We start from the raw sequence: 18,909 nt of genomic DNA on the forward strand, positions 1-18,909 counted from the left end.
CTTTCCCTTCGGGAGGTAAAGAACTATCCGATGATTTCTCTTGGGCGGGAAACTATGACCTATAAATTTTACAACAGCGTATTTTTATCTCATGGCCTGGATCTTTCCCCGGATACGGAAGCTGCCACTGCGGATCAGATCCTGCCTCTGGTAAAATGCAAGCTCGGGCTTGCATTTTTGCCCCAGCCGATGGCTGCACCTTCCCTTTTGAAAAAAGAGATCGTACAGATCCCATTAAAAGATGAAATTCCGGAGCGCCAGATCTGCCTGGTGTATGACAGCCAGCATCCTATGGGGGCTGCGGCAAGAGAATTAAAAAATACAATTCTGTTGATTACATAAAAGAAGCGAAAGAACTTGGTTTATTAAACGCGGCACCTATCCAAACACAAGTCAATTGATGAGTCGGGAACATTTTCCCAGCATTTCTGATACTATTTTAATTCATTTGACACCTTTTCGCTAATTGTATGATAGATTTCCTTTGTCGCTGAATCATTTTCACCATTTACGACCAATATTTTTCCATCTATACTCATGACTACATATGAATGACAGGATGAATGGGTATACCTGATATAATCTCCATAAACATCATTTCTAAAATTTCCCATAGCATATCTAAGATTTCCTAAACCGTTGGTTCTATAATCATTCCGGTTCTGAGATGAATTTTCTTCATATGAGATACTGTCAATCTGCGCATAGTCCACTGTATAATCGCTCCAGCCTTGTGCCTCAATGGTAAAATCTTTATCCTCGAAACGAATCTCAATACTTCCCAAAAACAACGTCCATATACCGAATATAATGGTTAAAATGGCTATGATTCCGGATACTCCAATTGTTTTTTTGTTATACTGAATTTTTAATTTTTCTCCGGTCGCTATCTTTTTCTTATAAAAGAGATAAGAATAGAGAATGCTGATGATTGCAGCTGCCATAATGCTTACGATATACAAAACAAGAGCAGCCATACTTTCCTCAAAAAGACCACAGAGCATACACAGAATACCTGATGCCATCCATAGTTTCCCACTGAATCTATGAGTTGCATTCCAGTTTTCCTCATCCTGCAATGTCCATATAACCCGGATTCCTATCGTATTATTCTGCTTTACCTTTGGCAGATAATTTCCTATAACCATGAATAGTAAGCCTGTTCCATAATACATGAATGCCATGAACAGGTTCTCCATGCCTGCTCCGGTATTTACCAATCTGGCAATGCCATTATAGAGCAATGTAATAACAGGTATCATCCATATAGTCATTCCTATAACTTTTGGACTCTGTTGTCGGCTTCTGTTATCATAAAATATGATTGCTACAAATATACAGTGCGTTACTACAAAAAATACATTTATCCATTTACCGTGTGTACTCGTAAAACCCACCAGGACTCCTGCAAGAATTACCAGTATAGAGCTAATTAATGAACCTCTATATTTTTTTATCATTTCCTTCATCGTTCGATGCTCCTTTCAAATCTGTGATCCACAACATGACATCTTCCAATACGGAAGTGTTTAATTCATAATAAATAAACTTTCCTTCTCTTTGGTTTCGGATCAAATCAGCTTCCTTCAATATTGCCAGATGTCTTGATATGGATGCTCCCGTCACTGAAAAATGTTCGCATATTTCTCCAGCTGAAAGCCGCCCATTCTTCAATAAGTTCAAAATCTCACGTCGTGTTGGATCAGCCAGTGCTTTTAATGTATCCTGTATACCCAATAATTCATCACATCCCTTCATTTAACATTTAACTTAATTGTTAAACGTATTATAATGCAAGGAATATTATGTGTCAAGAACCAGTTACTTCAAAATATGGTTGACATTTATATTCTACAGATGTAGAATATAAACAACTTCTACAAAAGTAGAAAATAATAAACAGGGAGAATGCACTATGAAGACAGGAACAGTAAAGTTAATGACACTTATCACTACGGCGGTATTGGGAACTTTTTCAGCAGGAACGGTTCTGGCAGCAGAAAATAATGACTTTTATACACAGCCGCCAGCAGATTCCGACTGGGAAAAGGCAGATACGGAAGGTACTTATGCCAGCTACACGAATGGAAGTGATTATGTAAACATTTACAAATATTCACTTGATGATGTCAATATAGCAATTGCAAAATGCAATGATACGTATGAAGCCTGCTATCAGACAGTTTATTCAGAGGGGAACAGTTTATATATGACGGTGGGATATGCAAAAGATGCAGATGATATCGGTGATGTCAGAAAATTCGTAGAATATATTTCCTATCCAGGAAATCCCTCCCTTACCAGACAGGCAGATGAAGATTCAACAGAGAATTCTGATCAGGTGGATACCGATACTTCCAATCCGGGAGGCAAGGGAGATTCAGATTCTTCCGATACAGAAGTGAATGCTTCCGCAGATAACAGTGATGGTTCAGATATTATTTCCACCTCACCACTGACATTAGTTGACAGTGATGGAAATACAATTGAGATCAATTACATTCTTCACAAAGATTATTCTTGCGAATACCGTGGAGATGATGGAATGAAATATACTGATAATGGGAATGAAACTTATACCGATGAAAATGGAAATACCTACTCAGCTCTGAATGATGACACTCATCATCTGGGACATACGTTGGAACAGCATGACCTTCAGGATGCAAACGGTAATACTGTGACGGTTACGGAAACTACAAATGGTGATTATTATTTCCAGGACGAAAATGGTACAGGATTTACGGACAACGGAGACGGGACATGGAGTGATGAAAATGGCAGCAGCTATACAGAAATAGACTGATAGTGGTCAGTAGCTGCAGGAATGGCAAGGGCATTTGCAAATTGTGCAAAAGCCCTTGCCATTTCCGTGAACCGTGGTAAAATAGAATCATTCCTACATTTGTAGAAAATATGTAACAGGGGAGGTATGAAAAAGTGAAAAAAACTTACCAGAGACTTCCGGACTCAGAGCTGGATATTATGCTCGTTCTTTGGAATAATACTCCGCCGATGACCAGACCGGAGATTGAGAAAGTGATCAATATGAAGAAAAAGCTTGCATCAACAACAATTTTGTCATTGCTGACCAGATTGGAGAACAAAAATTTCGTGGAAGTGACGAAACAGGGAAAAATGAATCTGTATACACCCATGGTTTCGCAGTCAGATTATCAGGCACATGAAAGCCAGAGTGTTCTTGAGAAACTTTATGGGAATTCACTAAAAAAGTTTGTAACTTCACTTTATCATGGAAAGAAGATCAGCTCAGAAGAAGTCCAGGATCTCAGTGAATTTCTTAAGAACCTGGAGGACAGGGAGGAATAGCTAATTATGGAGGTTTTCATTCTGCACATTCTGAAACTGAACATTATTGCAGCAATAGTAATTTTACTGGTAAAAGTGCTTGCGACTCTGTTTAAAGGACGTGTATCAGCGAGATGGAAGTACTTTATCTGGCTGTTGATTACGATAAGCCTTTGTGTTCCGGTGCGCCTTCCGGAGAATCTGGCACTGGTGGATTTCAAAGTACTTAGAAGCAGTCAACAGAATACGCAAAACCCGAAGATAACGGATTACGCAGTCAGACCAGAGGAAAGTCAGAAGATAACAGAAACCGTATCATCTGCGAGCAATGACATGAAAAATCTGACAGAAATTCCGGAACAAAAGAGAACTGTCAGGTACGAATCAGATAAATGGCTGGGAATTGTGGCTGTGATTTTTGTTGTTGTCTGGCCGAGCGTAGCGGTACTTAAACTGACAGGAGAATTGCTGGCATATTATTTTTCTATAAGGAATCTGGAACGGATGAGTCTGCAGGTAAGTGATACGGTGAGTATTCAGATGTACCGTGCAGCGTGTCAAAAGAAGCACGTACGCAGAATACCGGAGCTCAGGCAAAACGCAGGTCTTACCACACCGCTTCTTGCAGGACTTTTACATACAAAATTGTATCTACCAGCAACCGGGTATTCAGCAGAAGAAAGAAAACTTATTTTTTACCATGAACTCACACATTATTGCCATCGGGATCTCTGGTATAAGATGCTCCTTCGAATCTGTGCATCAATATACTGGTTCAACCCCTTTCTTCTTATCATGCTGAAAGAAGCGGATAAGGATATTGAGAATCTGTGTGATACAGCAGTTGTTCGCAGAGTTAATAAAAAGGAACATAAATTATATCGACAGCTGCTTCTCAGGACAGTGGCCATGGAAAATCAGATTCCATATGTGACAGCAAGTCTTAATGACAGCGAAATGGTGTTTAAAGATCGGATTCTGTATATGGTGAACATTCGGAAACTCCGCAGAGGGATTCTTCCGGGAATTCTTGTGACGCTGCTGCTTGCAGGCGGTAATCTGGTATTTAATGTCTCTGCCGGGACAGATACAGTTTCAGTAGAGACGGAGAAGTCTGGTATTGAAAAAAATGCAGATCCAGAGAAAAATAATGTACCGGATTATGCACCGTTTTCTGAAATGGTAACTATGCAGAAAGCTGCTGAAACACAGGACGAAGGAGGAGTGACAGAGAATGCAGATACAGAGGATTCTGTAGACGAAGAGGAAAAAGCAGATGCGGAAACAAACGATGAACCTGCCATGGAAAACAGCGGACAGGTAAGTGAAACGACCGATGATGGAATTACCTCTGACAACAACGAGTCTGTTTCATCTTATGAGAATCTGCCAGCAGGCGTACCATATACCAGTGGATTCACTACTGCTTCCGGTGTAGCATCAATTGTAGCACCGGGTGGAGGAGATGAAGAATCCAGAGTTCTTTACGATAACGGAGATGGGACCTATTCTGATGCTTATGGGAGCCGATACAGTTATCAGGGAGATGGAAACTGGGCAGATGCCAATGGAAATTCATATCGTACCTGGAATGACGAAGACTATAATTTCGGAACACAGCTGGAAAAGCATGAACTCAAGGGCAGCAGCGGCACCGTTAATGTAAAAGAGACTACAAACGGAGATTATTATTACTGTGATTCAGAAGGTGTAGGATACACAGATAATGGTGACGGAACCTGGACCGATGAGAACGGAAATCTTTATGAAGAGTAAATGAAAAGAAACGTTTTCCGGAAGCAAATAAGAGACTGGAAAACGTTTCTTTTCTTGTAAAATGTTATATGAGATATAAAAGCTATTTGGAAATATAATTATTTGATAAGAAAGACATTTTTATTTTACAACAAACAGATATTTTTATGATAAAATATCGGAAAAAAATTTTGGACTGTAACAAAAGTCGTTGCAGTGTCTAAACTACATCAAATGGATACGGAGGAAGAAATGGATCTGTGGATTTACAGGTTACAGACAGGATCAGAAGACAGTAATTGAAAGGATGATGAAAGCCATTGAGCATAGAGGCCCGGACAGTGAGGGCTCCTTTTGCAGGGAGAAGATTACGCTGGGCTTTCGAAGACTTAGTATTATTGATTTAGAAGATGGGCAGCAGCCTATGGAAAGTGCGGATGGAAATCTGCATATTGTTTTTAATGGAGAAATCTATGATTATAAAGAACTGCGGGCAGAACTTGAGACTTTCGGCATTTCTTTTTGCACCCATTCCGATACGGAAGTTCTGGTAAATACCCTTCAGCAGTATGGGGAGAAGGCACTGGATAAACTCAGGGGAATGTTTGGGTTTGCAGTATGGAATGAAAAAGAGCAGACTTTGATGCTTGCAAGGGATTTCTTTGGAATTAAGCCTGTGTACTATGCCGAAATAGATGGGCACTTTGTATTTGCTTCTGAAATTAAGAGTATCCTTGCATTTCCAGGCTATGAAAGGAAAGTAAATCAGAAGGCACTGGAGCAGTATTTGTCATTTCAATATTCTCCTCTGGAAGAGACCTTCTTTAAGGGAATTTATAAACTGATGCCTGGACATATGCTTTTATATAAAAACGGAAGCTATGAAATAAAGACTTATTTCAAACCAAAGCTTACACCAGGTCAGTGGAACCATAAGACGAATATGGCGCAGCTGCGGAGCCAGCTTTCCGAGATTTTAAAGGATTCAGTGAAGCATCATATGTTAAGTGATGTGGAAGTCGGCGCATTTTTATCAGGTGGAGTGGATTCCGGTTATCTGGCTTCTTCCTCCGGTGCAGATCAGGCATTTACAGTGGGATTTGATGAGGGAGATCGATATAGTGAAGTAAACAAAGCTGCCAAAGTGGCAGAAAAAGCAGGTTTGAAACACCATGTGAAAATCATATCCAAGCAGGAATTCTGGGATGCCCTTCCAGATGTGATGTATCATATGGATGAACCCCTTGGAGATGCTTCTGCAGTTGCACTTTATTTTCTTTCCAAAGAGGCTGCCGGGCATGTTAAGGTAGTCCTTTCCGGGGAAGGCGCAGATGAACTTTTCGGTGGATACAATATTTACAGAGAACCGGAAGCATTGAAGAAAGTTGCCTGGATTCCATTCGTGCTCAGACGTGCTGTCAGAAAGCTGGCCGCAAAGCTGCCAGATGTGAAAGGACGGGATTTCCTTATCCGCGCAGGAATGAAAGTGGAAGAACGTTTCATTGGAAATGCGTATATCTACCGTGAAAAAGAGAAAGCGCAGATTTTGAAAAATAAAGTAACAGGACCTTCCACGCAGGAATATTTAAGACCATTTTATGAAGAGCTTGAGGCAGAAAACAGAGGCGGACTTCAAGACATGGAAAAAATGCAGTCTGTAGATTTGAACTACTGGCTTCCTGGCGATATTTTGCAGAAAGCTGATAAAATGAGTATGGCACATTCCCTGGAAGTCAGGGTACCATTTCTGGATAAAGAAGTTTTTGACTTTGCAGCAAAGCTTCCGAAAGAAGCCAAGATTGCAGCGGGTACAACCAAATATATTTTCCGCAAAGCTGTTTCAGGATTTCTTCCACAGGAAACCGATGAACGGAAGAAACTTGGTTTTCCTATTCCAATCCGTGTGTGGCTGCGGCAGGATGACTGGTATCAGATGGTAACGGATTTATTTACCTCAAAAGCGGCAGAAGAATTTTTTCGTACAGAGGAACTGCTTCAGCTTCTGAAAGACCATAAAGATAAAAAGGCAGATAACAGTCGTAAAATCTGGACAGTTTTAACATTCCTTATCTGGTACGATAGATTTTTTGCTACATGTTCGAAGGGAGAGTTGGTTACAAGGCTGCAATAATAAAACTTCAATATATTCTTTTTTATATTCATAATAATGCACTAATTAGGTGTCTGGAAGAATTTAAGAAAAATAAATTTGTACCTGTAGAAGAAGCTGAGAAACAGATTAAACTTGGAGCTGTGATTACCAGACTTAACAGTACCATACGGAGAATCAAAAAGTATCTGGATGGAAGCATCCCATACCTGGAGGAATTGGAAGAAACGCGACTTCCATACTTTGAGAAAAATGCGGACAAACGTGAAAACCGCTGGAGCCAGATCATTAGTGGAAGTGATCTGATTGATACCATCTAAAAAGCAGACAGCCCGATATTTTCGGGCTGTCTGTCATTGGATTAAGGAAAGATATGAGGCAGGAAATACAGTCATTTTTTGCAGCATATCTTTTTTTGTATCATTTTGTCTATATTTTAAAGAATCCTGTTCATGTACAGGGGTTCATCAGTTGGTTATACTAATAAAAAGCGGATGTGATAGTTTATGCAGAAGAAAATCCGGCCGAATACCGGAATTTTCTTCTGGCATTAGCGGCAAACTTTATAATAGTTTGCGTAGAAATTCATCACATATAAGATATAAGCTTTTAAATTTTTCATTTCGTTCACCTCTTTTCTTAACTTACAAGTGCATTATAGATCACCTGAAAGCGGATTACGTGCCAAATGAAAAGAAAAAACAGACAAAATTTGCAGAGGAGAGAAATTATGTTTCCGGTTTATGAAGAGAAAAAAGAAAACCTGCATTTACATTCCCGCATTGCCAGACATGAATCCCCTCATCTGCACAATTCAGTTGAATTCATCTATCTTACAGAAGGATGCTTGGAGCTTGGAATGGGCCAGGAACTCTTTCACATGGAGGAAGGTGATTTTGCAGTCCTTTTTCCGGAAGTGATCCATCACTGCCAGGTCTTTTCAGGAGAGAATAATAAGGCATGTTATCTGTGGGCGCAGCCCATACTTTGCGGACAATTTGCTTCTGTTATGCAGAAATACTGTCCGAAAAATCCTGTAATTAAAAAGCCGCAGGTCCACCGGGATATTGTAAATGCAATTCGGTGCCTGAAGCTCGATAAAAAGGAGCAAAATCCTAACCTTGTTGTGGAACAGGCTTATGTGCAGATCCTTTTGGCCAGAAGTATCCCGGCATTTAACTTACAGGAAAAGAGCAGCGTGGAGAGCAATGATATCATTTATCAGACGGTCTCCTATATTGCAAAACATTTTAAAGAAGAAATGTCCCTGGAAAAGATGGCAAGAGATATGGGAGTAAGTAAATTTACACTTTCGCGTGTCTTTTCCGGAACTTTTCATAGAAATTTTAACCAATATTTAAATGAACAGAGATTAAACTATGTCTGTGTTCATTTAGAGTGTACAGACAAAAGCATTACGGACATTTCCATGGATGCAGGATTTGAAAGTCAGCGGACTTTTAACCGGGTTTTCAGGGAACGCTACAAAATGACACCAAGAGAATACCGGAATCTGTACAGAGAAAAGTTTGTTCTGCAAAATGAAATCATATAGAAAAGAGAGGATAAAAATATGCTGAGTGAGAGTATTGCAAAACTGGTACAGTATGGAGTCGAGACGGAACTGATACCAGAATGTGAGAGAAATTACACAACAAATCTTCTGCTGGATGTATTTTACGAGGATGATTACACTGCACCGGAACAGGAATTTCAGAACATTGAGCAGCTTGTAGGCGGTTCTATTTTAAGCCATGACCATTTCCAGGGAGGACATTATACCTTCGCAATGGCTAAGGCACCGATTGAAAAGCATGTGACCATTCCTGGATTTGAGGATGTGGAAGCGGGAATTGTAAAGTGGCCGTTATCAGTGCTCCGTATCCGTCATAAAAATCCAGAACGGTTGATTGACCTTGCAACACATGTGCTGCAGGCATGGAGAGGCTATACAGATGAAGCAGCCTTTGTATTTGCCAATACGGACGGAGAGCCACATAATACCATAACCCCAATTGCCCGTAAAGTGGAAGATGTATACGAGCTGGATCTGACACTTCGCAATAATATTACGACGAAAGAACATCCACTTGGTGTATATCATCCACATGCACAGTACCATCATATTAAAAAGGAAAATATCGGACTGATCGAGGTAATGGGGCTTGCAGTTCTTCCGGCCAGATTAAAAGAAGAGCTGGAGCTTTTAGAGGAATACATTTTATCTGGAAAAGATATTTCTTCAAATGAAAAAATAGCAAAGCATGAGGATTGGGTGAAAGAATTGCTGGAAAAATATCCGGATATTAATGCAGAGAACATTCAAGCAATTCTTCAAAAAGAAGTAGGACTGGTGTTTGTACATGTGCTGGAAGATGCCGGAGTTTATAAATGCACACCAAAAGGAAGAGAAGATTTTATGCGTTTTGTGGACAGTTTATAGGACGTATTCTGACCGTGATTATAATGAATGCTGTAGTATGAAGTACAAAACTACAGAACAAGAAAATATTTTATAACAGCAGTTGCAGCCGGTATCTCATGATATATAAAATGAGAATATCGGCTGCTTTTCATTATTTTTACCCCTAAAAGGTAATCTTCTGAAAACCAAAACTGTAGTTTGGATCTCAACTGAAAAGAATTAAATTTTTTTGTTACCATCCACTATTTTTTACGATATATAATATGAATGGAAATTTTTTTATTCAAAAAGGCGCCTTATCTGTTGCTGGTCAGATTATGGACAGTGACTTTTATCTTAAAGAAACCCGGAGGACAACCTGTAAATGAATGATGATGAAATTATAAACCTGTTTTTGAAAAGAGATGAGAATGGAATTATAGAATTGAGTACTAAGTATCATCCCTATTGCTACAAGATTGCCTGGAATTTATTGGCAAATAGAGAAGATGCCGAGGAATGTCTGAATGATACCTGGTTTTCAGTATGGTCACAGATTCCTCCTACGCATCCTCCTGTATTGGCACACTTTTGCGGTCGGATTACAAGAAATCTTAGTATCGACCGTTTAAGGAAAAAGTTTGCAGGCAAGCGCCCGGATGTTCATATGGCAGATGTTATAGAGGAAATGGATCAGCTAAATGTAACTTATACCGTGGAAGAACAGCTGGCGGAAAAAGAACTGATGGAAACCATAAATCGTTTTTTGGAAGAAATGTCTCCAAAGGACAGAAATATTTTTGTACGAAGATACTGGTTTTTAGATCCTGTTTCTGCAATCTCCAAAAGGCATCATATGTCAACGGGAAGCGTGAAAATGAATTTATACAGAAACCGGAAAAAGCTGTTGAAACTGTTGGAAAAAGAAGGAGGACGCATATGAAAAAGTTTGATTTTTCAAAAGAATTTGGTAATATTGATCCGAAATATATAGAGGAAGCAGAGCGGGAATGGAGTGAAAAAAAGGAAAACCGGAGACCGAAAGGGTGGAGCAAAGCAGCAGCTGCCTGTGTGATCGTCGCCTTGGGTTCTGTTATCTTTTCTAATCCACATATCCAGGCTGCAATAAAAAATATTACATTGTCCATAGGAGAAACCCTTGGTTTCCCAAAAAGCATTGAATCTTATACGGAAGTGTTGAATACCGCTAAGGAAGACAAAGGAATTACTGTAACATTAAAAGAAGTTGTTCTGGATAATGGGGTTCTGTTAACAAAGGTGCATGCAGAAAAAACATCTTCCGGGCAAAAGGGCACGGATGATGTCCAGGATGCCTGGACCTTTGCCAATACACAGCTTGACATTGATTATCAGAAAACTACAATAAATGGACAGAAAATTGAAGAATACGAAAGCGGACACTATCTGCCGTATTCGGATGAGGATTTGCTAAATATTGGACTGGATGAAAATGTCTATGATGCTGTTCTGGAATCCCGATTTTCCCTTGATGGTGAGCTGGGAGAAAATCCGGAAGTACATTTGGTACTTGGTGCCTATCAAAATGAAAATCTTGGCGAAGATTATTTTGCAGAGTTTGAGTTTGATTTTTCTATTCCCCATGCGGAGCTTATGAAACAGACAGTTCATAAAAAGCTGGAAGATGTTTCTGTTAAAACAGAAGAAGGAACCGTAAAATTAACAGACTTTTCCATGAATAAACTGCAAAGTATAATTACGGCAGAAATTCCGGAAGAACTTGAGGAAAAGCTGTATAATGGTAATGAGATGATGCTTATGGGGACAGACAGTAAAGGAAATCAGGTACAGTATGAACTGCGCAGTAATTCAGCAGATGGTAAATCTCAATGGAGTTTTAAAACCAGTTTCTGGGGCATGTATCAGCTGGATTCTGACGGTCCGGTTCTTTTACTCCCGGATATTGACAGCGATTATCTGGAATTACAGCTTTATACCAGAGAACCTTATATGGCTGCTGCAGACACTGTCTGGGTTGATGACGATTTTGTAGAAATTGGTGAGACTACAGAAGAAGTAGAAGAAGTTCCAGAGGATACTTTGGAGGGAGAAAATCCGTCAGATGCAGAGGAGCCGGTTGAAACTCAAATTATCGGAGGGGCAGATGCTCCCACAGAAGTAAGGCTTCAAGACGATACAGACCAGAAAGAAAATACCGACGCAGCAGATAAAACGGATGAAGATTATGGAACCGAAGAAAGCGCATATGATGGAACTACAGGTGAAATCACTGCAGAATCTGACTGGACACCTGTCGGTGAAAAAATAAGGATTCAGATTAAGTAGAAAAACGTGAATCTTCTTAAAAGCTTGCGTGTGGAATTAATCTTAATCTGTTCGGTTATGAAATTTCTGAAAAGTTCAAGGACTCGGAGCGATTTGATATTGTAATATTCAAATACCCAGATGATGAAAGCCGTCTTTTTATCAAAAGAGTGATCGGACTGCCGGGAGAGGTAGTGGAAATTAAGGATGGGAAAGTTTACATTGATGGTTCGCCCACTTCATTGGATGACTCGTTCATTCCGGAGAAAATGATCGGAAGTTATGGTCCATATACAGTTCCGGAAAACTGTTATTTCATGCTTGGTGATAATCGGAATGATTCGAAGGATTCACGTTCATGGAAAAACAAATTCGTGCGATTTGACCAGATTGTGGGGAAAGCTGTTGTAAGATACTATCCTTCTTTTAAGTGGTTAGGATAATAAGAAACGCGAATATCAGTGGCTTATTAAGTACTGGAATATTCGCGTTTTTTATTTGATATCGCTAAGTTTTTATATTTTCAAATATATGTAATCAGCTGGCAGCCGGTTTTCTAAAAATACTAAAAATTCCTGTCTGTTCAATCAATCTTGTGATGGTAAAGAAGATAAAGGAATCAATTGGCCACATGATCAGGTTCTTTACAGTACGCATTGGAAGGATTGCAAGGAATCCTTTTCCGTAGAGCATGTCCAGCCATAAGGTATTTAACAGAACATTTACAATCAGAACGACAACCAGTTTTGCAATCAGCACGCGACGGAAAGTGAGCTTATGTTTGTAGTAAAAACATCCATAAATAAATGCCGCGAGCATTGCGTTAAAGGTGAACCCAAAGAAAAATGGACCATCAGGGCGGATAAAGAATTTCACAATATCCAGCACACCGGCAAACAGACATCCGGTAATGGGTCCAAACAGATAATCAGCAATCTGGTTTGGGATACCGGAAAATCCAATTTTTACATAGGGACCGATGTTGATAGAAGCAACTGAATTTAAAATCAGTGCCAGGGCAGCAAGCATTGCACAGACTGCCAGTGTAGAAGTGTTTTTCAGCTCTTTAGCTGAGGTGAGAAACATGTTCTTTGTTTTCTCCATAAAAAAATTACCTCCTTTTCTTTTTTCGCTCACAATAGGAGATAATTTATGGATTCATATTTATCTTCTGTTGCAGCGAGAAGCAATCCACGAACCGCAAGATTTCTCTTTTCGTCCTCCGGCAACTCTCCATCCGGAAGGCACTTTACGCTCATGAATTTACTCTGCATTACTTTACATGAGGCAGTATATAGCAGAGAACTGGAAAAAGCAAGTAAAAAATTACTTATTTGAGAATTTTTTTCGATAATCGTTAGCTGAAATCTTTTCCATTTCTTTAAAAACACGAGAAAAGTATTTTTCATCATCATATCCAACTAAAAGAGATATTTCTGATATCTTTTTTCCAGAACTCATTAAAAGCTGCTTTGCATGACGGATCCGTACCAGTTTTATATATTGTATAATGTTAATATCAAATTTTGCTTTGAATTTTCTTGACAAATAGGGTTCACTTAAATGAAATTCAGAAGCAATATAGGGTAAGTTAAGCTGATTCGAATAATTTTGGTCGATATATTTCTTTATGGAAATAAAAATATCCTCTGTTATATAATCCTCTTCATGTGTGGGAGTAATTACTTTTTTTCTTTCAATTTCACTTTGAGCTTTCTGTACGGCAAGGTTTAGTTTGTCAGGCTGTATTGGTTTTAAAATATAATCAAGCCCCCCCTTTATGAAAAAATTTCGGATGTATTCATAATCTGTGTATCCACTGATCGCAATAACAGGAGTAGAAACACTATTTTCAACAATCCAATCCATTAATTCCAATCCATCTGAAATAGGCATGCAGATATCTGTAAATATCAGATCTGGTGAATACTGTCGGATTAACTGAACTGCTTCTAATCCATCTTCAGCTTCGTATATTTCAGATATTTTATAGGTGCTTTTAGGAATAAGTAATTTAATACAGTCCCGAACTGGTTTTTCGTCGTCAATAATCAGCAATTTCATTAGCAGGTTCCTCCAGGAATAATGTGATCTTTATGCAAACCCCATAAGGGGAAATGTTTTCAACAGAAACGGAAGATGCATTGTGATAATACATATTAAGTCGAGTTTGGATATTGTCAAGACCGATCCCTTTTTCTTTTTCCTTGTACTGGTTGTATTTTATGGAGTGAAACATAAGCTGGAGATTATCTAATTCTTTTTTAGAGAGAGATTTTCCATTGTTTTCTACCAGTACGGTTAGGATTCCGTTGTTTAAATGTGAAGTGGCACAGATATAGTATCCTTCCGGCCGTTTTACAAACCCATGCTTAAAATAATTTTCCATAATAGGCTGAAGAATCATTTTTGGAACCATTAGGGAAACCGTATCAGGATCTGGATTCAAATCAAAATGAAAATTTTCTCCAAAACGTTGTCTTTGAAATATGAGATATCTTTGTGCATAATCAAATTCACTTTGTAATGAAATTAATGGATGCTGGATATCCATGGCGTAATTCATCATGAGAGAAAGATTAGTAATTAACGAATAAAGTTCCGGTGAATTATTTTGCAGGGCTAACGTTCCAAGAGATTGTAATGTATTATTCATAAAGTGTGGATTTAGCTGAGCTTGCAGCATTCGCAATTGCGCGTCTTTTATAGAGAGTTCAAGCTCATATTTATCTATTTTCAGTAGTTGTATTGTTTCAATCATGGAATTAAATGAGTCGTTTAGAACGCGTATTTCATCATTGCTATTTAACTCAAGAGGAGCATAACTTTTTCCTTGCTTAATATCCTTCATCTGTTTTGTCAGCAGAATAATAGGCGTAGTAAGACTTTTGGAAAAATGCCAGGTTATCAAGATGGAAAGAAACAAAAATGCAATATAAGTTGGCAGGTAAATATTCAGAATCTGAAAAATACTTTCATAAGCGTTTGTTAAAGGGACTGTTTTTATAATGGTGATGGGAGTATTTAACACTTCAATAGTCTTATAAAATATAAATTTGCTTTGTTTATTATCAGTATATTTTTGATAGTTTCCGGAGGCAGAAAGCTGATGGGCTATATTGTTTATTTCAGATGGAATTTTATTTGATAAAACATTATTTGTACTATATAAAACAGTTTCAGATGAATTGTTGATGACATAGATTGCTTCATCAGAAGCGGTTAGCATGTCCTTGGACAATTTTTCAAAAGATACACTAGAAAGTGTTATGGTAAGGGCTCCAATTGGGGTGTTTTCTGGAATACTCTGAAGATTAAGATATATAGAAACTGAGTAATTGTCTTTAGAGTTTCTGGAAGAAAAAATATGAGCTGTATAATCACCAGGGAATAAGACGGAATCAGACAGGGAAGCTGTAAGCAGATCGCGATTCTGAAATATGTAAGTTTTGTTTTTTTTGATACACTGTAAAGAAATTGACTCGATATCATTGGAAAGGTTTTGAATGGATTGCATAAAGGTCATAATGGTATTGTGATCATTATAATGCGAAGAATCTTTTTTAGTTAAAAAAGAATACATTTTGGCATTGCTAAACGGATAGTATATTCCATCAGACACATCGCAAAGATATGTATTGATGTTATTAGAAAATTGATACATGAGTTGCTCATTATATGAGATGATTTCATTGGAAAAATTATTTCGTGAATAAATGTAAGTGATGCACATGGAGAAAGATAAAGGCAGAATAGAACAGAGTAATAAAATTAAAATAAGTTTATAACGAATACTTTTTAAGTGTCCCTTCATAACAAATCCCCCATTGATTAATCAATATAATAATACTTGATTTATAATTTTATCAAAAAAAATTATAAAAATCAAATTGTTTATAAGCAATTTGCAAAAAAAATAAAGCTAACAGGACAAAAATATCCACTAAGTGTATAGAATTATGGGTGGCTTTTTACTTGAGAATAGACTACTATCAAGTTATAAAATAAACGAATCCGGAATTCGAAAATACTGTTAGAGAAGGTGGAGGTATGAAAGAAAAAAAAGGAACCTGTATAAAAAATGAAATTATATTTTTGGCACCTGCAATAATTTGTTTTAGCTGTATTGTTCTGATTCCTTTCATATACAGCTTTGCTACATCACTAACAAAGTGGAATGGAATATCTAAGAACATACAGTGGAACGGAATCGCCAATTACAAAAAGATTTTATCAGATAAGGCATTTTTGAACTCTTTTATATATACACTGAAAAACATGTTTGTAGTGACGGTTATTGCAAATGCACTTGGATTGTTGTTTGCTTTAATTCTTACATGTAAAATTCGTGGAAGCCAGATTTTTCGGACAACTCTGATCTTACCGAACATTTTAAGTGGAATCGTTCTAGGCTTTGTCTGGAAGTTTATCTTTTCGGATGTTCTCCCACAGATTGGAGAAACGTTAAACTGCAAATTTCTGGAATTGTCATGGCTTGCAAGACCAACATCAGCTTTCTGGTCTGTTGCAATTGTAAGTATCTGGCAGATGACAGGATATGTCATGTTGATTTACATTGCCGGAATTATTGCGATTCCCGGAGATCTTATTGAATCGGCATATGTAGACGGTGCAGGGAATATGCAGGTGATCAAGAAAATTATTTTGCCGCATTTAAAACCATCCTTTGTAGTCTGTATCTTCTGGACAATCAGTAAGACTCTGTTAAGCTTTGATTTACAGTTTTCTCTTACTCAAGGAGGACCGTTTAAATCAACAGAAACATTGGCGATTAATATTTATCAAGAAGCCTTTGAAAAAAATAATTATGGTGTAGGAAATGCAAAAGCAATTCTGTTTTTTGTAACAGTTGTTGTTTTTTCCCTGCTACAAAATTATCTGACTAGGAGGAACGCAAGTGAAAGTTAAGCATGGAAATATATGGTCAATTTTAATTTTGTGCGTGGTAATTATTTTTCTTTTTCCATTTTATATTATTTTTATCAATTCGTTTAAAGAAAATGGAGAACTATTACGGAATGTTTTGAGTCTGCCTCAAAAGTTCAGTTTTCTTAATTACCAGAAAGCATTTTCTCAGTTGAACTATTTCAGGGTATTTAGAAATTCTCTTATTGTTACAGTATTTAGTAATCTGGGAGTTATTGTAATTTCTTCTATGGCGGCATACAGGCTGGAAAGATATGATTCTAAATTAAATCGCATTATCGGATCAGTATTTATGGCTGGACTGATTATACCATTTCAGGTAATCATGATTCCATTGACTATCGTATTGAAGAATTTGCATCTGATCAATAATCTGTTCGGCGTAATTGTTGCATACTGGGGCATGGCTGTTCCATTTACGGTTTTTCTGATTCGTGGATACATTCATAATATACCAGTTGAAATGGAGGAGGCAGCCTCTTTGGACGGGTGCACGCTTGTAAAAATGTTTTACAAAATTATTCTTCCGTTATTAAAACCTATATTGTTTACTGGTATTACCATTAATACGTTCTGGTTCTGGAATGATTTTTTGCTTCCACAGCTGATTATTTCAGATGAAACCTTAAGAACAATACCGATTGCAATCAATGCATTTTTCGGGCAGTATGTTATGAAATGGGATTTAGCACTTCCTGCACTTGTTATGGCAATCATACCTGCAATTCTTGTATTTCTGATTTTCCAGAAATATGTGGTAGAGGGAATGGTCTCAGGTGCTGTAAAAGGATAAAAAGAAAGGGGATAAAAAAATGGAAAAAAGAAAAGTTTTGGCAGTATCAGTAGGAGTGTTGGCAGGATGTTTTATCTTACAAAGTAGTGCATTTGCAGATGAGGGTAAAACAACGGTAAAAGTAGTTCAGTTTAAAACAGAGTTATCAGAGCAGATGAATGATATGGCGGAAGCATATATGGAAGAACATCCAGACGTAGATCTGCAGATTGAAAGTATTATTTCGGAAGATTATGATACTGTTCTGAAAACACGTTTTGCAAATGGAGAGGCACCAGACATTTTTAACAATCAGGGTTACCAGAATATGACTTTATGGTCTGAGTACCTGGAAGATTTATCTGACCAGCCATGGGTAGATGAAATGGTGGATACCAGTAAAGAAGGAATCAGCATGGATGGAAAAATCTATGGACTTCCATTGTATATCGAAGGATATGGATTTTTGTATAATAAAGATTATTTTGAACAGGCAGGAATTACGGAAGTTCCGACAACTTTAGATGAGTTTAAAGAGGTTGTGCAGAAACTGGAAGATGCTGGTATAAGTCCCATTTCAGTGAATGGAGCTGAATGGTATCCAAATGGTTTGTTTTTAGCCAATATTCCGGTTGCGTCCCAGGATGATCCCAATAAGTTTCTGGAAGACTTAAATAATGGCACTGAGACATTCCGTGATAATCAGTTGTTTTATGATTGGCTAGATTTAGTGGATGTCATGAAAGAGCATGCGGTAACGGATCCGCTGTCTGTAGATTTTAGTGGCGTTGTTTCTGATTTTGCAACTGGAAAGGTTGCAATGATTATGGGATTAAACGGTTATCAGCCAATGATTGACGATGTAGCCCCGGACATGAATGTAGGAATTATGCCTATGCCGATCAATAATGATTCCGAAATGAACGATAAAATTTATGCATCTGTATCAACATATTGGTGTGTGAATAAAGAGTCTAAATCAAAAGAAGCAGCGAAAGAGTTTCTTAACTGGCTTGTGAGCTCTGAAACCGGTCAGAGATATATTACAGAAGAATTTGGCTTCATTCCTGGTTTAAAGAATATTACCCCATCAGCAGAACAAGTCGGAGAAATTGGTGCTGAAATTCAGGAATATTCAAATGCCGGAAAAGCGGCTGGCTGGGAATTCCAGAAATATCCAGATGGCGTAACAACCGAGTTTGGAAATGGTGTGCAGATGTATTATGCAGGAGAACTGGATAAAGATGGTTTGTTGGATTATTTCCAGCAGTGTTGGGATGAATTAAAGACAGAATAAGGGAGAAGCAT

Annotated in this window: 19 protein-coding genes and 1 riboswitch; of the genes, 14 read left to right on the top strand and 5 right to left on the bottom strand. The window is 38.0% G+C overall.

What is annotated here, in order from left to right; translation table 11 throughout:
- Positions 1-342, top strand: a 342-nt coding sequence (locus AB5618_RS19040) for a LysR family transcriptional regulator substrate-binding protein (protein WP_368366985.1), incomplete at its 5' end; no start/stop codon positions are given.
- A 92-nt stretch (positions 343-434) separates the two neighbouring features.
- Here the strand turns inward: AB5618_RS19040 and AB5618_RS19045 are convergent.
- Positions 435-1,262, bottom strand: a complete 828-nt coding sequence (locus AB5618_RS19045; RefSeq protein ID WP_227199180.1) for an SdpI family protein — start codon at positions 1,260-1,262, stop codon at positions 435-437.
- A 181-nt stretch (positions 1,263-1,443) separates the two neighbouring features.
- On the bottom strand, positions 1,444-1,737 hold the full coding sequence (locus tag AB5618_RS19050; RefSeq protein WP_195993142.1) for an autorepressor SdpR family transcription factor: 294 nt from the start codon (positions 1,735-1,737) through the stop codon (positions 1,444-1,446).
- A gap of 178 nt (positions 1,738-1,915) precedes the next feature.
- Between AB5618_RS19050 and AB5618_RS19055 the strand changes: the two genes are divergently transcribed.
- The 10 genes from AB5618_RS19055 (at position 1,916) to lepB (ending at position 12,325) form a co-directional block, all read left to right on the top strand.
- Positions 1,916-2,806: a hypothetical protein gene (locus tag AB5618_RS19055; RefSeq protein ID WP_148463260.1), complete on the top strand. Its 891-nt coding sequence runs from the start codon at positions 1,916-1,918 to the stop codon at positions 2,804-2,806.
- A gap of 134 nt (positions 2,807-2,940) precedes the next feature.
- Positions 2,941-3,330, top strand: coding sequence for a BlaI/MecI/CopY family transcriptional regulator (locus tag AB5618_RS19060; protein ID WP_148463261.1), 390 nt, complete (start codon positions 2,941-2,943; stop codon positions 3,328-3,330).
- A 6-nt stretch (positions 3,331-3,336) separates the two neighbouring features.
- Positions 3,337-5,085 carry a M56 family metallopeptidase gene (locus AB5618_RS19065; protein WP_173717379.1) on the top strand — a complete coding sequence of 583 codons (1,749 nt, stop codon included), beginning with the start codon at positions 3,337-3,339 and terminating at the stop codon, positions 5,083-5,085.
- 190 nt (positions 5,086-5,275) lie between these two features.
- Positions 5,276-7,195, top strand: a complete 1,920-nt coding sequence (asnB, locus tag AB5618_RS19070) for an asparagine synthase (glutamine-hydrolyzing) (protein ID WP_368366986.1) — start codon at positions 5,276-5,278, stop codon at positions 7,193-7,195.
- The gene (locus AB5618_RS19075; RefSeq protein WP_173736308.1) at positions 7,159-7,494 is read left to right on the top strand and encodes a hypothetical protein; all 336 of its coding nucleotides are present in this window, start codon (positions 7,159-7,161) and stop codon (positions 7,492-7,494) included. The genes asnB and AB5618_RS19075 overlap by 37 nt, the downstream gene beginning before the upstream one ends.
- Positions 7,495-7,904: 410 nt before the next feature.
- Positions 7,905-8,729 carry an AraC family transcriptional regulator gene (locus tag AB5618_RS19080; RefSeq protein ID WP_021925437.1) on the top strand — a complete coding sequence of 275 codons (825 nt, stop codon included), beginning with the start codon at positions 7,905-7,907 and terminating at the stop codon, positions 8,727-8,729.
- Between the two features lie 18 nt (positions 8,730-8,747).
- Positions 8,748-9,617, top strand: a complete 870-nt coding sequence (locus AB5618_RS19085) for a hypothetical protein (protein WP_173736309.1) — start codon at positions 8,748-8,750, stop codon at positions 9,615-9,617.
- Between the two features lie 346 nt (positions 9,618-9,963).
- The gene (locus tag AB5618_RS19090) at positions 9,964-10,521 is read left to right on the top strand and encodes an RNA polymerase sigma factor (RefSeq protein WP_148463265.1); all 558 of its coding nucleotides are present in this window, start codon (positions 9,964-9,966) and stop codon (positions 10,519-10,521) included.
- On the top strand, positions 10,518-11,903 hold the full coding sequence (locus AB5618_RS19095; RefSeq protein WP_148463266.1) for a DUF4179 domain-containing protein: 1,386 nt from the start codon (positions 10,518-10,520) through the stop codon (positions 11,901-11,903). Before AB5618_RS19090 ends, AB5618_RS19095 begins: the two co-directional genes overlap by 4 nt.
- A gap of 62 nt (positions 11,904-11,965) precedes the next feature.
- Positions 11,966-12,325, top strand: a complete 360-nt coding sequence (lepB, locus tag AB5618_RS19100) for a signal peptidase I (protein ID WP_330602512.1) — start codon at positions 11,966-11,968, stop codon at positions 12,323-12,325.
- A 94-nt stretch (positions 12,326-12,419) separates the two neighbouring features.
- On the opposite strand, the gene AB5618_RS19105 is transcribed toward lepB, so the two are convergent.
- The 3 genes from AB5618_RS19105 to AB5618_RS19115 form a co-directional block, all read right to left on the bottom strand.
- Positions 12,420-12,986 carry a folate family ECF transporter S component gene (locus AB5618_RS19105; RefSeq protein WP_148463268.1) on the bottom strand — a complete coding sequence of 189 codons (567 nt, stop codon included), beginning with the start codon at positions 12,984-12,986 and terminating at the stop codon, positions 12,420-12,422.
- Between the two features lie 71 nt (positions 12,987-13,057).
- Positions 13,058-13,155: riboswitch (THF riboswitch) on the bottom strand.
- Between the two features lie 53 nt (positions 13,156-13,208).
- The gene (locus AB5618_RS19110; protein WP_148463269.1) at positions 13,209-13,946 is read right to left on the bottom strand and encodes a response regulator; all 738 of its coding nucleotides are present in this window, start codon (positions 13,944-13,946) and stop codon (positions 13,209-13,211) included.
- Complete coding sequence (locus AB5618_RS19115) at positions 13,927-15,696, bottom strand: sensor histidine kinase (protein WP_148463270.1); 1,770 nt, start codon at positions 15,694-15,696, stop codon at positions 13,927-13,929. Before AB5618_RS19115 ends, AB5618_RS19110 begins: the two co-directional genes overlap by 20 nt.
- Positions 15,697-15,932: 236 nt before the next feature.
- Here AB5618_RS19115 and AB5618_RS19120 point away from each other — a divergent pair, with 236 nt between their 5' ends.
- Genes AB5618_RS19120 through AB5618_RS19130 form a run of 3 tightly spaced genes read left to right on the top strand, consistent with a single transcriptional unit; the run spans position 15,933 to position 18,898 of the window.
- The gene (locus AB5618_RS19120) at positions 15,933-16,811 is read left to right on the top strand and encodes a carbohydrate ABC transporter permease (protein ID WP_148463271.1); all 879 of its coding nucleotides are present in this window, start codon (positions 15,933-15,935) and stop codon (positions 16,809-16,811) included.
- Entirely contained in the window at positions 16,801-17,622 is an 822-nt protein-coding gene (locus tag AB5618_RS19125; protein WP_148463272.1) for a carbohydrate ABC transporter permease, read from the top strand. The genes AB5618_RS19120 and AB5618_RS19125 overlap by 11 nt, the downstream gene beginning before the upstream one ends.
- A gap of 19 nt (positions 17,623-17,641) precedes the next feature.
- Complete coding sequence (locus AB5618_RS19130) at positions 17,642-18,898, top strand: ABC transporter substrate-binding protein (RefSeq protein ID WP_148463273.1); 1,257 nt, start codon at positions 17,642-17,644, stop codon at positions 18,896-18,898.
- Positions 18,899-18,909 lie beyond the last annotated feature (11 nt).

It is taken from the genome of Ruminococcus sp. J1101004sp1_RTP21198st1_B9_RTP21198_201120 (genome assembly GCF_040924245.1).
Taxonomy (GTDB): Bacteria; Bacillota; Clostridia; order Lachnospirales; family Lachnospiraceae; genus Blautia_A; species Blautia_A faecis.

Coding starts and splice junctions, on each gene's coding strand:
- AB5618_RS19045 (WP_227199180.1), bottom strand. CDS start 1,262: ATGATACCTGTTATTACATTGCTCTATAATGGCATTGCCAGATTGGTA.
- AB5618_RS19055 (WP_148463260.1), top strand. CDS start 1,916: ATGAAGACAGGAACAGTAAAGTTAATGACACTTATCACTACGGCGGTA.
- AB5618_RS19065 (WP_173717379.1), top strand. CDS start 3,337: ATGGAGGTTTTCATTCTGCACATTCTGAAACTGAACATTATTGCAGCA.
- AB5618_RS19075 (WP_173736308.1), top strand. CDS start 7,159: ATGTTCGAAGGGAGAGTTGGTTACAAGGCTGCAATAATAAAACTTCAA.
- AB5618_RS19080 (WP_021925437.1), top strand. CDS start 7,905: ATGTTTCCGGTTTATGAAGAGAAAAAAGAAAACCTGCATTTACATTCC.
- AB5618_RS19085 (WP_173736309.1), top strand. CDS start 8,748: ATGCTGAGTGAGAGTATTGCAAAACTGGTACAGTATGGAGTCGAGACG.
- AB5618_RS19090 (WP_148463265.1), top strand. CDS start 9,964: ATGAATGATGATGAAATTATAAACCTGTTTTTGAAAAGAGATGAGAAT.
- AB5618_RS19095 (WP_148463266.1), top strand. CDS start 10,518: ATGAAAAAGTTTGATTTTTCAAAAGAATTTGGTAATATTGATCCGAAA.
- AB5618_RS19105 (WP_148463268.1), bottom strand. CDS start 12,986: ATGGAGAAAACAAAGAACATGTTTCTCACCTCAGCTAAAGAGCTGAAA.
- AB5618_RS19110 (WP_148463269.1), bottom strand. CDS start 13,946: ATGAAATTGCTGATTATTGACGACGAAAAACCAGTTCGGGACTGTATT.
- AB5618_RS19115 (WP_148463270.1), bottom strand. CDS start 15,696: ATGAAGGGACACTTAAAAAGTATTCGTTATAAACTTATTTTAATTTTA.
- AB5618_RS19120 (WP_148463271.1), top strand. CDS start 15,933: ATGAAAGAAAAAAAAGGAACCTGTATAAAAAATGAAATTATATTTTTG.
- AB5618_RS19130 (WP_148463273.1), top strand. CDS start 17,642: ATGGAAAAAAGAAAAGTTTTGGCAGTATCAGTAGGAGTGTTGGCAGGA.